At 68.2% G+C, this 14,743-nt stretch carries 9 protein-coding genes and 1 pseudogene; 3 read left to right on the top strand and 7 right to left on the bottom strand.

The window, feature by feature from the left end; translation table 11 throughout:
- Positions 1–6 precede the first annotated feature (6 nt).
- Both OG205_RS38280 and OG205_RS38275 read right to left on the bottom strand, forming a co-directional pair.
- Positions 7–1,239 carry a cyclopropane-fatty-acyl-phospholipid synthase family protein gene (locus OG205_RS38280; protein ID WP_330272694.1) on the bottom strand — a complete coding sequence of 411 codons (1,233 nt, stop codon included), beginning with the start codon at positions 1,237–1,239 and terminating at the stop codon, positions 7–9.
- Complete coding sequence (locus tag OG205_RS38275; protein WP_330278319.1) at positions 1,240–2,490, bottom strand: FAD-binding oxidoreductase; 1,251 nt, start codon at positions 2,488–2,490, stop codon at positions 1,240–1,242.
- Between the two features lie 170 nt (positions 2,491–2,660).
- Here OG205_RS38275 and OG205_RS38270 point away from each other — a divergent pair, with 170 nt between their 5' ends.
- A complete protein-coding gene (locus tag OG205_RS38270) occupies positions 2,661–4,196 on the top strand; it encodes an acyl-CoA dehydrogenase family protein (RefSeq protein WP_330272693.1) in 1,536 nt (511 codons plus the stop codon).
- A 12-nt stretch (positions 4,197–4,208) separates the two neighbouring features.
- On the opposite strand, the gene OG205_RS38265 is transcribed toward OG205_RS38270, so the two are convergent.
- The 5 genes from OG205_RS38265 to OG205_RS38245 form a co-directional block, all read right to left on the bottom strand.
- A complete protein-coding gene (locus tag OG205_RS38265; RefSeq protein WP_330272692.1) occupies positions 4,209–6,872 on the bottom strand; it encodes a hypothetical protein in 2,664 nt (887 codons plus the stop codon).
- Positions 6,873–7,073: 201 nt separating this feature from the next.
- Complete coding sequence (locus OG205_RS38260; RefSeq protein ID WP_330272691.1) at positions 7,074–8,225, bottom strand: acyl-CoA dehydrogenase family protein; 1,152 nt, start codon at positions 8,223–8,225, stop codon at positions 7,074–7,076.
- A gap of 5 nt (positions 8,226–8,230) precedes the next feature.
- Positions 8,231–10,144 carry an acetyl/propionyl/methylcrotonyl-CoA carboxylase subunit alpha gene (locus tag OG205_RS38255; protein WP_330272690.1) on the bottom strand — a complete coding sequence of 638 codons (1,914 nt, stop codon included), beginning with the start codon at positions 10,142–10,144 and terminating at the stop codon, positions 8,231–8,233.
- Positions 10,145–10,146: 2 nt separating this feature from the next.
- Positions 10,147–11,736 (bottom strand): carboxyl transferase domain-containing protein, encoded by a 1,590-nt coding sequence (locus OG205_RS38250; RefSeq protein ID WP_330272689.1) that lies wholly within the window; start codon positions 11,734–11,736, stop codon positions 10,147–10,149.
- 138 nt (positions 11,737–11,874) lie between these two features.
- Positions 11,875–12,660: an SGNH/GDSL hydrolase family protein gene (locus tag OG205_RS38245; protein WP_330272688.1), complete on the bottom strand. Its 786-nt coding sequence runs from the start codon at positions 12,658–12,660 to the stop codon at positions 11,875–11,877.
- A 164-nt stretch (positions 12,661–12,824) separates the two neighbouring features.
- Here OG205_RS38245 and OG205_RS38240 point away from each other — a divergent pair, with 164 nt between their 5' ends.
- Entirely contained in the window at positions 12,825–13,397 is a 573-nt protein-coding gene (locus tag OG205_RS38240; RefSeq protein WP_330272687.1) for an SACE_7040 family transcriptional regulator, read from the top strand.
- A gap of 49 nt (positions 13,398–13,446) precedes the next feature.
- Positions 13,447–13,911, top strand: a pseudogene (locus OG205_RS38235) (hypothetical protein); the annotation flags it as partial.
- Positions 13,912–14,743: the final 832 nt, after the last annotated feature.

The raw sequence follows: 14,743 nt of genomic DNA, 5'->3' as shown, positions 1-14,743 counted from the left end.
TCCGTGTCAGGACAGCCAGTCCGGGCGCAACGGCATGTGCGACGTCGTCCCGTCCAGCCTCACCCCGAGCACCTGGTGCAGCTGGATGTTGTTGCGTTCGAACCCGAGCCGCGACGCCGCCAGGTACAACCGCCACACCCGAGCACGGGCCTCGCCGACGTCCTCGACGGCCTCCTCCCAGTGCTCGTCGAGGTTGCGGCTCCACGCGGCCAGGGTCAGCGCGTAGTGCTCGCGGATGTTCTCCTCGTGCCGCACCTCGAACCCGGTGTCGTGCATCAGCGACACGAGGTGACCGGGACCGACGAGTTCGCCGTCCGGGAACACGTACCGGTCGATGAACGGCCCCGACAACGCCCGTTCCTTGTTGTTCGGCCGGGTGATGCAGTGGTTCAGCAGGCGGCCGCCCGGCTTCAGCTTCCGGTACAGCGACGAGAAGTACGCCGGCAGCTTGGCTTTGCCGATGTGCTCGGTCAGGCCGATGGACGACACCGCGTCGAACCCGGTCTCGCGCACGTCGCGGTAGTCGAGGTGCCGCACCTCGGCCAGGTCCGACAGGCCCGCCTCGACGATCGCCTTCTGCGCCCACTCCGCCTGGTTGCGCGAGAGCGTCACGCCGATCGCGCGCACCCCGTACTCGCGGGCGGCGTGCATGACCATGCCGCCCCAGCCGCAGCCGACGTCCAGCAGTTTCATGCCGGGCTTCAGCCCCAGCTTGCGCGCCACCAGGTCGTGCTTGGCGAACTGGGCTTCCTCCAAAGTGGACTCCAGTGACGGGTACACCGCGCAGGTGTAGGCCATCGACGGGCCGAGGATCCACTCGTAGAACTGGTTCGAGACGTCGTAGTGGTGGGCGATGGCCTGCGAGTCGCGGGCCTTCGAGTGACGCAGGCCGTGCAGCCGGGTCTCCTGCGGCGGCGGCGAGACCCTGTGCGAGAACCGGATCCGGCCCAGGAACCGCAGCAGCTCCAGCCGTTGCAGCACCGGGAGTTCCCGCAGGGAGAACTCGGAGAGCTGCGCGAGACCGGCGTGCACGTCGCCGAGTATCTCCAGATGACCCGTCACGTAGGCACGGGCCAGGCCCAGCTCACCCGGCGCGGACGCCAGGTAGGACAAGGCTTCCGGTGTTTTGATGTCGATGGACACCGAGGCCGCGGAAGGCCCGGCGGAACTGCCGTCGTAGGCCTGGAAGCGAACGTCGCTGCCACCTGTGATGCGCTGGAAAACGGAGGCCAACCGCATTCATCGTCCCCTGACACACTTGGCGTACAGATCAGGCAAGCGGTTCGTCTGGTCGTACCGGCTCTTCACGGACCGGTAGTGCGAACCGTTGTAGTGCCGCCAGAACTCGTCCTCGTCGTAGTACGAGTCCGAGTACAGCGACTTGTGGCCGCCCAGCCGAGCCACCTCGCGCTCGATCAGCCGGTTGCGGTCACCCATCTTCTCTCCCGGTCGGACCGGGACCTCCGACCAGAACCCGACGTTGACGTACAACGTGTCCTTGTCCATCGGGTAGAGCGGCCAGGCCGTGGTGTCGCGCAGGCGAACCGGGCACAGCCACACCGGCGAGATGCCGATCTCGCGGTCGAAGAAGTCGAGGAACTCGGCAAGGCCGGCGACGGGGATCTCCACGTCCTGGATCACCGGCTCGACGTCCGTCCGAGGCCGCAACTGCCGGTGCTTGGCGACCAGCTTGCGGTACACGTCCGAACGCAGGTAGCGCTTCGGCCACATGCGACGGACGACCGGGTTCTGCGCGCCGAAAGCCCGAGAGCACCAGAACCAGTCGGTGTCCCAGCGCCACAGGTAGTCGTGGATCGTGAGGTGGTCCGTGCGGCGTTTCTGGATGGACCGGTAGTAGATCTGGTTGCCGGTGTAGTCGGACGTGTACGGCGCGATGTCGGCGTAGTGCCCCAGCGTCAGGTACATCTCACCCCGTGAGAAGACCGTGCCGTCGACGAAGTCCGCCGAGCCGTCCGCGCAGACCTCCTCTATGACGGCCGCGCACTCCTCGAACGATCCGAACGGCATGTGCCGCAGCCGCACGTACTGCCGCACGGGCTCCAGCTCGATCTCCAGCCGCAGTGCGTAGCCGAGCGTCCCGTAGGAGTTGGGGAACGCGCGGAACAGGTCGTCGTCCGGTTTGGCGACGACCACCTCGCCGTCGCCGGTGAGGATCTCCAGCTCCCGCACGGACTCGTGCGGCAGCCCGTTGCGGAAGGACGTGGACTCGATGCCGAGACCCGCCACCGCTCCGCCGATGGTGATGGTTTTGAGCTGCGGCACCACTAACGGCATCAAGCCGTGGGGAAGTGTCGCGGCGACAAGATTCTCGTAGGTGGTCATGCCCTGCACCTGTGCGGTGCGTCCGACCGGGTCCACTGACAGGACCTGGTCGAACCTGCCGACGTCGAGCCCGCCGGCCTGGTCGGCCCGGAACCGGAAGAGGTTCGACGTCTTCTTCGCGAGCCGCACTGGCGCACCTTCGCGCATCGCGGCGTACTGCGCGCTCAGCGCAGCCACGGCCGAGCTGTGCCCATGGTCCCTCACCAGAACGACGTTATTCCTCGTCACCGTCGTTGGCACGCCCAAAAGCCCGAATGGGCCAGCGATCTTTCGGCACACCCTGCCTAAAGTTACTAGCGAGTAGTAGCGTGCGAGGCATGGCTACGCACGAGGTGACCAACCAGGTGCCGCCGCTGAGCGGTCACGACGTCGCGGACGACCCGGCCCTGCTGAGCTGGGTCGACAGCCCTGAGCTGCACGCACTGGGCAGGCTCGCGGGCAGCCACGAATGGCAGGAGCACGGCAGGCTCGCGAACGCCAGCCCTCCGGTCCTGCACACCCACGACCGGTATGGGAACCGGATCGACGAGGTCGAGTTCCACCCAGCCTGGCACGAACTGATGAACGTGGCCGTTTCGCACGGATTGCACGCCTATGTCGACGGTGAGCATCTCAACAGGGCAGCCAAGTTCTACGCGTGGTCCCAGGTCGAGGCCGGCCACGGATGCCCGATTTCGATGACTTACGCGGCTGTGCCCGCTTTGCGCGTCGCGCCGGAACTGGCCGAAATCTACGAACCCCTTCTCACCGCGCGGAACTACGACTTCGGCCTCAGGGCACCGCTGGGCAAGCAGGGCCTGATCGCCGGCATGTCCATGACCGAGAAGCAGGGCGGCTCGGACGTCCGCGCGAACACCACCGTCGCGAAGCCGGTGTCCGACGGCTACGTGCTGACCGGGCACAAGTGGTTCACGTCGGCGCCCATGTCGGACCTGTTCCTGACGCTCGCGCAGGCACCCGGCGGGCTGACGTGCTTCCTGGTGCCGCGGGTGCTCCCCGACGGCACGCGCAACCGGTTCTTCCTGCAGCGCCTGAAGGACAAGCTGGGCAACAAGTCCAACGCGTCCGCCGAGATCGAGTACGACGAGGCGTTCGCGCACCGGATCGGCGACGAGGGCCGCGGTGTGCGGACGATCATCGAGATGGTCAACACGACCAGGCTCGACTGCGTGCTCGGCTCCGCGGCGGGCATGCGGGCCGGGCTCCGGCAGGCAGCGCACCACGCCGCGCACCGCAAGGCGTTCGGGAACTACCTGATCGACCAGCCCGCCATGCGCAACGTGCTGGCGGACCTCGCGATCGAGTCCGAGGCGGCGACCACGACGGCGATGTGGCTGGCCCAGCAACGGCCGCGGCTCGCGCTGGCGGTCACCAAGTACTGGGTGTGCAAGCGCGGCCCCGTGCACGCCGCCGAGGCGTTGGAGTGCCTGGGAGGCAACGGGTACATCGAGGACAGCGGGATGCCGCGGCTGTTCCGCGAGTCGCCGCTGATGTCGATCTGGGAGGGCTCCGGCAACGTCGCCGCGCTGGACGTCCTGCGCGCGATGAAGAAGGAACCCGAGTCGGTGCAGGAGTTCCTGGCCGCCGTCACCGGGGTCGACCAGCGCGTCGACAGGGCGTTGAACGAGCTCGGCACCGCGCTGTCCGATGTGGACGAGTCGCAGGCACGCAGGGTCGTCGAGAAGATGGCACTGATCCTGCAGGGTGCCCTGCTCGTCAAGCACGGGCACCCCGCCGTCGCGGACGCGTTCCTCGGCTCACGCCTGGGCGGGGACTGGGGAGTCGCGTTCGGCACGCTCCCCAAGTCCACCGACTTCGCCTCGATCATCGACCGGGCGGTTCCCAAGATCTAGCGAGACGCGCCACTAGCCCGGACACCCGTTGGGAAGTCGCGGCGAGTCCTCGCCGTAGACGTCTCCGGTGAGGAACACGCACGTCGGCTGTTCCTCGAAGTCGTGGATGTCGGTGATCTCCAGGATCGTGAAGTTGCGCTGCTGCCCCACGCGTGACGCGCCGAAGTCCGTGCGTCCCGTGGCGCCGAGGAACTTCAGCTCGCGGAACTCTCCTCCGATCGCGCCGCGGTGCGGGGTGTGCACCGGTACGCCCTTCAGGCGTCCCTGAGCGTTGCGCACGGCGTCCAGGAAGAGTCCGGCGGCGTCGTAGGCGACGCCCATGTGCTCGCCGGGCCACGGCTTCACCGGTTTGTCCTCCGGAGGCAGCGGGGAGGCCTGGATCTCCTGGGCCAGCCTGCTGTAGCCGGCGCAGAAGGCGTCCAGCGGCAGACCGCCGCGCACCTTCTTCTCGTCCGGCTTTCCCTCCACGCAGGACTTTCCGGCGAGCACCACGAGCCCGGCCATGCTCACGTACGACACGCGCATCCCCGCCAGCGAATCGTGCACCCGGCTGGCCTTCTGCGCGATGAACCGGATGATCGCGTCGTCGGCGACGATGCGCGGCAGCCTGTTCTTGTCGTAGCAGTCCTTGCCGATCGCCCGCAGGAACTCGCCGAAGTCCTCTTCGCGGCCCGCGTAGAACACCATCTCGCGGGAGTGGTCCTCGACGCACTGCGACTGCAGTTCCTGAGGACTCCTCGTCCACGGGACGGCCTGGTACTGCACCTTCTCCCGCGCCAGCTCCTGGCCCAGCACGGCGACGAGGTCGTCCAGGTAGACGTCACCCTTCATCAACGGCGGGTGGTAGATCGTCACCTTGCTCGCCGCGACGTGCTGCGCGTACCGGCGGACGAGGTCGGCCTGCCGGAGGTTGCCGGGGATCAGCTGGAAGTACATCGCCGAACGATCGGGCAGGGACGCCTCGGTGAGCGTGGTGCCGATCGTCGGCACGCCCAGCGATCCGAGCTCGGTGATGACCTCCTGCGTCTCCGCGACGCTGCGGTCGAGCCCGATCACGCCGATGATGCTCGGATCGCGGTTCAGCAACGGGGTCAGCACGTCCCGCAGCACCTCGGGAGCCTTCTTCATCATCGCGCCGCCGTTCGCGATCACGATGCGCAGCAACGGTTCCGAGCGCGACCTGTCGTTCTGCTGGCGCTGCTTGAGCAGCATGCCCTCCAGTTCCTCCGCCCTGGAGTGGTCGGCGTCGGGGTTGGTGTCGCGGTGGGTGAGGCTGGAGAAGTAGAGCAGCGAGACGAACGGGCGGCCGGGATCGGCGTCGTGCAGCCGTTCGGCCTCCTCGTTCTGCGCGAACACCGCCTCCTGCGTCCACCGCAGGCGTTCGTTCGATCCGAAGATCTGGTTGCTGTTGTCGCTGTAGCCGACGCATTCGGCGTTCCCGTCGACGTCCACCAGCCGCGTCGACACCCCCGGCGAGACGGCGGCGCCGACGAGCGAGCAGTTCGCCTGGATGTGGTTCTGCACGGTCACGAACCCCGGCAGCAGCAACACCACGGCCACCGCCGCGATGATCGTCTCCAGCCGCCGCGGCCGCGCCAGCCACTTCACCGGAGCCGCCTGGAAAGCGGGCGTGCCCTTCCACTTCTTCCTGTCCGGGCTCGGGAACGGCAGCCTGATCATCAGGTAACGAGCGTCCGGCGCGAGCATCTGGCGCTTGCGCGGGAGCTCCTCCCGCCACGTCGCCAGCGCGTCCGCGGTCTCCTCCGGCGCGACCGGCGTGGTCCCGAGCCGCTCCGACAACGCCGGCTGCACCGAACTCGCCGCGATCACCAGCAACGGGTCGGCCTCGCCCGTCTCGTTGCGGACGTCGTTGATCAGCTCCAGCAGCTCCCAGCCGCCGTTGTCCTTCGTCACGCCGTCGAGCAGCACGGGGATGTAGGCGGTGCGGCGGAACCCGGCCCTGCGCGGCAGGAACCGGCGGCGGCGCCGGAAGGAGATCCGCAGGTCCTCCAGGAACGCGTGCACGAGCAGCAGCTTGATCTGCTCCTCGTTCTCGGACTCTCGCCTGCCCAGCGTGAGCCGCTCGGCGAACCCGAGGAACTCGATGGAGTGGTGGGGCAGCGCGAAGTTCTGCCCGCGCATGAACCACTTCGACTCGCGCGCGAGCCCCGGCACCCGCTTGCCGAGCCACCGGAAGCCGGCCTTGCTACCGACCCAGGCGACCAGCCCGAGCCCCAGCCGCGTCACGAGGTTCGGGATGAACGCGTCGACGGCCCGGTTCAGCGCCTCGCCGTCCTCGCCGGTCTTGCCGGTCCACTGCCTGAGCAACTCGATGACGCTCGCCCGGTCGTCACGTCCTGGCTTGCGCGGCAGCCGCTTGCTCGTGAGCCAGTCGACGAGCCGGTAGTGGTCGAACCGCGTCAGCCTCTCGGTGCCGACGTGGACCTCCGACAAGCGATGGCTCAGCACGTCCAGCAACGGCAGCAGCGGCTGGGTCTCCCGCGCCTCCGGTGGCCATCTTTTGTCCACTTCCGCACTCACCGAGGACACGTCGACATAGGCGTGCGGTATTGCCGGACGCCCCTCGTCGAGCTTCTGCTCCAGGGCGTGCAGGAATGGCGTCGGACTGGCTTCGCTCTCCAGGTAGAGCAGCGGAAGCGGCTGGTCACCGACCACTTCCTCGGTCTTGCTCCGGTAGAAGAACCCGGGCCGGTCACAAAGGCCGTGAATGACTTCCAGAAGAACTCGTAAACCCGGAAAGACCGGTTCTGTCCGACTACCTGTCATCTGCACCCTCACACTCGTGCGGAAGGCAAACGACGGTAGCCGGACAGACCGATTCGAACCTGCGGTTTGAAACTATTCAGCCGGAATGGACTAAAGGCCGAGCTCGCGGGCGATCAGCATCTTCTGCACCTCGGAGGTGCCCTCGCCGATCTCCAGGATCTTGGCGTCGCGGTAGAACCGGCCGACCGGGTACTCGTTCATGAAGCCGTAGCCGCCGAAGATCTGCGTGGCGTCGCGGGCGTTGTCCATCGCCGCCTCGGACGAGACCAGCTTCGCGATGGCGGCCTGCTTCTTGAACGGCTCGCCGCGCAGCATCCTGGACGCCGCCTCGTAGTAGGCCAGGCGGGCGGTGTGCACGCGGGCCTCCATCTCGGCGATCTTGAACTGGATCGCCTGGTACGTGCCGATCTTCGCACCGAACGCCTCGCGCTCGTGGGCGTAGCGCACCGACTCGTCCACGCAGCCCTGGGCCAGGCCGACCGACAGCGCGGCGATGGCGACGCGGCCCTCGTCCAGCGTGCGCAGGAACTGGGCGAAACCGCGGCCGCGGGTGCCGAGCAGGTTCGCGGCGGGCACCCGGCAGTCCTGGAAGGACAGTTCGCGGGTGTCCGAGGCGTTCCAGCCGACCTTCGAGTACTTCTTCGACACCACGAAGCCGGGAGTGCCGGCCGGGACGATGATCGAGGAGATCTCCTTGCGGCCGTCGGGCTGCGTGCCCGTGACCGCGGCGACCGTGACCAGGCCGGTGATGTCCGTGCCGGAGTTCGTGATGAACGCCTTGGTGCCGTTGATGACCCACTCGTCGCCCTCGAGGCGTGCGGTGGTGACCAGGCCACCCGCGTCGGAGCCGGAGCCCGGTTCGGTGAGGCCGAACGCGCCGATCTTCTCGCCGGACGTCAGCGACGGAAGCCACTCGGCCTTCTGCTCGTCGGTGCCGAAGCGGTAGATGGGCATGGCGCCCAGCGAGGTCGCCGCCTCCACCGTGATCGCGACGGACGAGTCGACGCGCGCGAGTTCTTCGAGCGTGATGCACAGGGCGAAGTAGTCGCCGCCCATGCCGCCGTGCTCCTCCGGGAAAGGCAGGCCCAGCAGGCCCATCTGCCCCATCTTCGCGACGATCGGGTACGGGAACTCGCAGCGCTCGTAGTAATCGCCGATGACCGGGGCCACCTCGTCGCGGGCGAACTCCTCGACGGTCTTGCGCAGGTCCTCGTACTCGCTCGGGAGCCTGAAGTCCAACATTGCTGTCACTCCTCGTGAGAGACGACGAGGGCCAGAACCTGGTCGAGTGCGACCTGCTGGCCTGCTTGCACGTTCACTTCGGCGAGCACGCCGTCGACCGGTGCGGTCACGGTGTGCTCCATCTTCATGGCCTCGACCACGAACAACGCTTGACCGGCGGTCACTTCCTCGCCCTGCTTCGCTCGAACGACGAGCACGGTGCCGGGCATCGGCGACTTCACCGGACCACCGGAGGCAGCGGCACCGTCGGCGGCTCCGACCAGGAACTCGGCCTCGACCAACGCCCAGGAGGCGCCGTCGTGGCCCAGCCACAGCACGTCGCCGTCGCGGGCCATCGAGTAGCGGCGCGAACCGACGAGCAGGTCGGTACCTTCACGACGGGCCCGAGCGCGGACCGGTTCTCCAGCGCCCACAACGACTTCTTCGCCACGCACGCGCACGTCGACGTCGTTGATCCGCCAGGTCGTCCAGGCGTGTTCACCGACGCGCCAGCCGCCCAGCTGGTCCCACGGGTCCTCGCCGTGCGGCTGCAGCGAACGCTCCAGGCCGGCCGCCACGTACACCTCGTCGGGGATCTCGGCCGAGGTCAGCGCGTCCAGCTTCCGTTCGACCAGGCCGGTGTCCAGCGCGCCCGACCGCACGTCCTCGTCGCGCAGAAGCGCGCGCAGGAACGGGATGTTCGTCGTGACGCCGAGCAGCACCATCCGACCGAGCGCGTGATCCAGGCGCCGCAACGCCTCTTCACGCGTGCGGCCGTGCGCGATGACCTTGGCGAGCATCGGGTCATAGTCCGAACCGACGACAAGTCCCTCGTACAGACCGGAATCCACGCGGACGTCGGCCGGTTCGCTCAACGCCAGCACGCGACCGCCGGTCGGCAGGAAGCCGCGCGCCGGGTCCTCGGCGTAGACGCGCGCCTCGACCGAGTGGCCGTTCAGTTCGACGGTGACGTCCAGCACCTCACCGGACGCGACGCGGAGCTGCCACTCGACGAGGTCGACCCCCGTGACCATCTCGGTCACCGGGTGCTCGACCTGCAGCCGGGTGTTCATCTCCATGAAGAAGTAGTCGCCGGACGCACCGTCCACGATGAACTCGACGGTGCCCGCGCCGACGTACCCGACGGACTTCGCGGCTTCGACCGCCGCGGAACCCATGGCCTCACGCATCTCGGGCGTGAGGAACGGCGACGGCGCCTCCTCGATGATCTTCTGGTGCCGCCGCTGGAGGCTGCACTCGCGCTCACCGAGGTGGATCACGTTGCCGTGCGCGTCGCCGAGGACCTGGATCTCGATGTGGCGCGGGTTCGTGATGAACCGCTCGATCAGCAGCGTGTCGTCACCGAACGACCCGCGCGCCTCCCGCCGGGCCGACTCGATCGCCTCGCGCAGCGCCGATTCCTCGTGCACCAGCCGCATGCCCTTTCCGCCACCGCCCGCGGAAGGCTTGAGCAGCACCGGAAAACCGATCTCCAGGGCCGCTTCGACGATCTCGTCGTCGGACATGCCCGCGCGGGTGCGGCCCGGCACGACGGGAACGCCCGCCGCCGACACCGTCAGCTTCGCGCGGATCTTGTCGCCCATCGCGTCGATCGCGGACGCGGGCGGTCCGACGAACACGATCCCGGCCGCGTCACAGGCCGCCGCGAACGCCGTGTTCTCGGCGAGGAACCCGTAACCGGGGTGGATCGCCTGCGCGCCAGTGGACACAGCGGCCTGAACGATCTTCTCGATGGACAGGTAGCTCTCGCGGGCCGCGGCTGGCCCGATCCGCACGGCCTCGTCGGCCAGCCTGACGTGCAACGCCTCGGCGTCCGCGTCGGAGTACACGGCGACGGAACGAATCCCGAGCGACCGCAACGCGCGGATCACCCTGACCGCGATCTCGCCGCGGTTCGCCACCAGAACGCTGTCGAACATGATCACATCCGGAAGACGCCGTAGGAAACATCGTCGATGGGGGCGTTCGCCGCACTGGACAGGGCAAGTCCCAGCACCGTGCGGGTGTCACGCGGGTCGATCACGCCGTCGTCCCAGAGCCGCGCGGTCGAGTAGTACGGGTTGCCCTGGTCCTCGTACTGCTGACGGATCGGCGCCTTGAAGGCTTCCTCGTCCTCCGCCGACCACTCGTCACCGAGCTGGTCGCGGCGCACGGTCGCCAGCACGGAGGCCGCCTGCTCGCCACCCATCACGGAGATGCGGGCGTTGGGCCACATCCACAGGAAGCGCGGCGAGTACGCCCGGCCGCACATCGAGTAGTTGCCGGCGCCGAAGCTGCCGCCGATGATCACGGTGAACTTCGGGACGCGCGCGCAGGCCACCGCCGTCACCATCTTGGCGCCGTGCTTGGCGATGCCGCCCGCCTCGTACTCGCGGCCGACCATGAAGCCGGTGATGTTCTGCAGGAAGACCAGCGGGATGGATCGCTTGTCGCACAACTGGATGAAGTGCGCGCCCTTCACGGCGGACTCGCCGAAGAGGATGCCGTTGTTGGCGACGATCCCGACGGGGTGGCCGTGGATGCGCGCGAAACCGGTGACGAGCGTCTGCCCGTACTCCTTCTTGAACTCCTGGAACTTCGAGCCGTCGACGATCCGCGCGATCACCTCGCGCACGTCGTAGGGCGTCCGGGAATCCGTTGGCACCACGCCGTAGAGATCGGAGTCGACGGCCGGAGCCTCGACCGGTGCGACGTCCCACGGCCGCTGCGCGCGCGGACCCAAAGTCGAGATGATCGAGCGGACCATCCGCAGCGCGTGGGCGTCGTTCTCCGCCAGGTGGTCGGTGACGCCGGACGTCCGCGAGTGCAGGTCGCCGCCGCCGAGATCCTCAGCGCTGACCACTTCGCCGGTCGCGGCCTTCACCAGCGGCGGTCCGCCGAGGAAGATCGTGCCCTGGTTCCTGACGATGATCGCTTCGTCGCTCATCGCCGGCACGTACGCGCCACCGGCGGTGCACGAGCCCAGCACGGCGGCGATCTGCGGAATCCCGCGCGCCGACATCGTGGCCTGGTTGTAGAAGATCCGGCCGAAGTGCTCGCGGTCGGGGAACACGTCGTCCTGCTTCGGCAGGAACGCGCCGCCGGAGTCGACGAGGTAGACGCACGGAAGGTTGTTCTGCAGCGCCACTTCCTGCGCGCGCAGGTGTTTCTTGACCGTGATCGGGTAGTAGGTGCCGCCCTTGACCGTGGCGTCGTTCGCGACGATCACGCACTCACGGCCGGAGACCCGCCCGACGCCGGTGATGATGCCCGCGGCCGGGGCGTCGTCGCCGTACATGCCGTTGGCGGCGAGCGGCGACAGCTCCAGGAACGGCGACCCGGGGTCGACCAGCGTGTCCACGCGCTCGCGCGGCAGCAGCTTGCCTCGGTCGACGTGACGCTGACGTGCCTTCTCGGGACCGCCGAGCGCGGCGGTGGCGAGCTTGCCCCGCAGCTCGTCGACGAGCGCGGTGTGCTCCTTGGCGTAGCGGTCCGACGGCTCGGCTGCGCTGCGCAGGACAGGTGCGTCCATGCTCCCCAGACCTCAGGTTAGCGGGCGTTAACAAGGCCATGTTAACGCCCGCTCACCTAGCGGTCCACAAGAACGCCTCGAGAGTGACCCGAACGCAGGTCAAGCAGCCTTTCAGGCACTCTCACGTTCCGGAAAACCCTAACCGATGACCGACCGCAGAGCGGGCAGGTAGCCGCTCTGATGCCCTGCCCTGTTCGGGTGGTACGACTCCTCGACCGGCCAGCTCAGGCTGTTGAGCCACCAGCCGGACGAGCAGATCTCGTGCCCGGTGAACGCCCCGCGCACGTCGACGTAGCTGAACCCGGCCGCCGCCGCCCGCGCGCCGATGGTGGCGTGCAGCGCGTCGGAACCGGAGTTGATCGCGGCCCGCTTGGTGTCGCTCAGGCCGACGTTGCAGGTGCCCGGCACCTTGTAGATGCGCGGGTAGCCGAGCACGACCACGCGTGCCGACGGGGACTTCGACCTGATCGTGTTGTAGACGTTGGTGAGCAGGCCGGGAAGCGTGTTCGCGGCGTAGGCCTTGGCCTGGTTCACCCGGTTGGCGCAGTCCTGATCCGAGCCGAAGGTGCACGTGGTGATGACATCGGTGAAGCCGGCGTCGTTGCCGCCGACCTGCACGGTGACCAGGTTCGTGGCCGCCGTGAGGGTGCCGGCCTGCGTGATGACATCACCTGTTCGAGCACCGGAACAGGCCACGGACTTGAACGTCGCGGGCGCTGCTGCAGCCGCCCAGAGTGCCGGATACGCCAGCGGACCGCGCTTGCAGCTGCCGCTGGCACCGTCATAACTGCCGGTCCCGAGCCCGGAGGCGTAGGAATCGCCCAGCGCGACGTAGTTGACGGGGGCCGCGCTGGCGGGGTTGGCGAGCGCGATGACTGCCGCGGCGGCGGTGACCACCGAGGCGATGAAGTGAGCAGGACGCATCGAAGACTCCCGAAGGGGCCGCAGGGTTGTGATGCATTGCACGTCAATGGTTACCCACGAGTAAGGCCTGTGTGAAGTATTCGTCAATAGTCAACATTCAGGGCTTGTACCTGCGTGAATTCCACCCATCGGACGACGAAGTGAACGGCTGCTAACCTCCTTCCGTGGTCGAGAAACCCTCACGTCGGGACCAGATCCTCAACGCCGCGGCCGAACTCTTCGCGCGCCACGGCTTCCACGGCGTGGGCATCGACGACATCGGTGCGGCCGTGGGCATCTCCGGCCCGGCGCTCTACCGGCACTTCCGCAGCAAGGACGCGATGCTCGGCGAGATGCTGACGTCGATCTCCGAACGGCTGCTGGACGGCGGCCAGGCTCGGGTGGACGCCGCGTCGAACGCCGACGAGGCGTTGCGGGATCTCATCGGCTGGCACGTCGACTTCGCGCTCGACGACCCCGCGCTCATCACCGTGCAGATGCGCAACCTTGCGAACCTGACGGATCCGGACCGCCGGCGCGTGCGTGCCTTACAACGCCGCTACGTCGAGGTGTGGGTGGAGACGATCCGGCGCACAGTTCCCGATTTCGACGAACCGACCGCCCGTGCCGCCGCGCACGCCGTGTTCGGTCTCATCAACTCGACGCCGCACAGTGCTCACCTGGACCGTGACCAGATGGCCTCGCTGCTGTCCCGGATGGCGCTCGCCTCGCTCACGCCCGCCGTCGTACGTTCCTGACCTGGCGGACTGGCGGTCAGCCGAGACCTATCCGTAACCTGGCGCGACGATGAGTGCGCGCAAACTCCTCCTCCGACTTCCGGCCTGGTTCCGGTTCACGGTGATCACGCTCGCGGTGTTCGTCTGCGGGGTGATCGCCTCACGACCGGCGACCGGCGACAACGGGGTTCCGCCGAGCGCTGACGTGATCGCCGCGGCCAACGCCGTCGACGCGTTCGTGGCTCCGTCCGCGACGCACGACCCGTACGTCAACCTGCCATCGGACTTCGCCCGTGAGATGGGCCGCGATCCCAAGACCGTGACAGCTCCGGACGGGACGCTCAGGGTCGTCGACGTGGGCGGCGGGTGCTCGGGCCCGGCAGGGGACACGGAGTGGGACTTCAGCGCCGGGTGCCGTGCGCACGACCTGGGCTACGACCTGTTGCGCTATGCCGACCACAAGGGCGAGCCGCTCGGGCAGGGCGCGCGCAAGGCGTTGGACGACAGGCTCACGATCGACCTGCACGCGCAGTGCCGGCTGAACCCGCGCGGCGCCGAGCAGACCTGTCACGCGGTGGCCGAGACCTACGCGATGGGGCTGAAGTTCAACTCGTGGCGGCAGCGGTGGGGGCCACCCGGCCACGAACCCGTGGTGGCGTGGGCGTTCGGCAGCGCGGTCGTGGTGTTCCTCCTGCTGGCACGCCTGCACGGCCGTCGCCGTGACGACTCGGGCACCGCGAACTCGCTGCCCCTGGTGCTGAAGTACGCCGAGCAGGACCGGTACGCCACGTTCCTGCGGCTCTTCAGCCTGGCGTTGCTCGTGCTCGGCGAGACCGTGGCGACGCTCGCGCACCTCAGAGGCTCCGGGACGTCGTGGCTGTGGGCGTTGCAGGCGGTGCCGTTGTTCTTCTTCGCGGGCGGGCACGCGAACCTGCGCAGCTGGCAGGCGCACCAGGGCGGTTTCGGCTGCTGGGTGTCGAGCCGGACGTCGTGGCTGCTGCGGCCGGTGCTCGCGTTCGTGTTGCTGTGGGTGGTGCTGTTCGCGGCGCTGAACCTGATGGACGTCGAGGTCGACGCGTACAGCCGGTTGATCACGCATCCGTTGTGGTTCGTCGGGGTCTACCTGCTCGCCGTCGCCGCGACGCCGGCCGCCGCGTGGCTGCACCAGCACTTCCGCCGCACCGCGCCGTTCGTGCTGATGCTCGTGACGCTCGGAGTCGAGGTCGCGCGCACGTCGACGGACTGGAAGACCGGCGGGTACGCGAACCTGATCGTCGGCGCGTTGCTGATGCAGCAGATCGGCTTCTTCTACGCGGACGGCACGCTGACCACCCTGTCGCGCCGGACTCTGGCCGCGCTGGGCGCCG

Origin of the sequence: Lentzea sp. NBC_00516, from assembly GCF_036346835.1 — a bacterium.
GTDB lineage: Bacteria > Actinomycetota > Actinomycetes > Mycobacteriales > Pseudonocardiaceae > Lentzea > Lentzea sokolovensis.
This window is presented reverse-complemented; position numbering and strand designations above follow the sequence as displayed.

Coding starts and splice junctions, on each gene's coding strand:
- OG205_RS38270 (WP_330272693.1), top strand. CDS start 2,661: ATGGCTACGCACGAGGTGACCAACCAGGTGCCGCCGCTGAGCGGTCAC.
- OG205_RS38260 (WP_330272691.1), bottom strand. CDS start 8,225: ATGTTGGACTTCAGGCTCCCGAGCGAGTACGAGGACCTGCGCAAGACC.
- OG205_RS38280 (WP_330272694.1), bottom strand. CDS start 1,239: ATGCGGTTGGCCTCCGTTTTCCAGCGCATCACAGGTGGCAGCGACGTT.
- OG205_RS38250 (WP_330272689.1), bottom strand. CDS start 11,736: ATGGACGCACCTGTCCTGCGCAGCGCAGCCGAGCCGTCGGACCGCTAC.
- OG205_RS38245 (WP_330272688.1), bottom strand. CDS start 12,660: ATGCGTCCTGCTCACTTCATCGCCTCGGTGGTCACCGCCGCCGCGGCA.
- OG205_RS38275 (WP_330278319.1), bottom strand. CDS start 2,490: ATGCGCGAAGGTGCGCCAGTGCGGCTCGCGAAGAAGACGTCGAACCTC.
- OG205_RS38255 (WP_330272690.1), bottom strand. CDS start 10,144: ATGTTCGACAGCGTTCTGGTGGCGAACCGCGGCGAGATCGCGGTCAGG.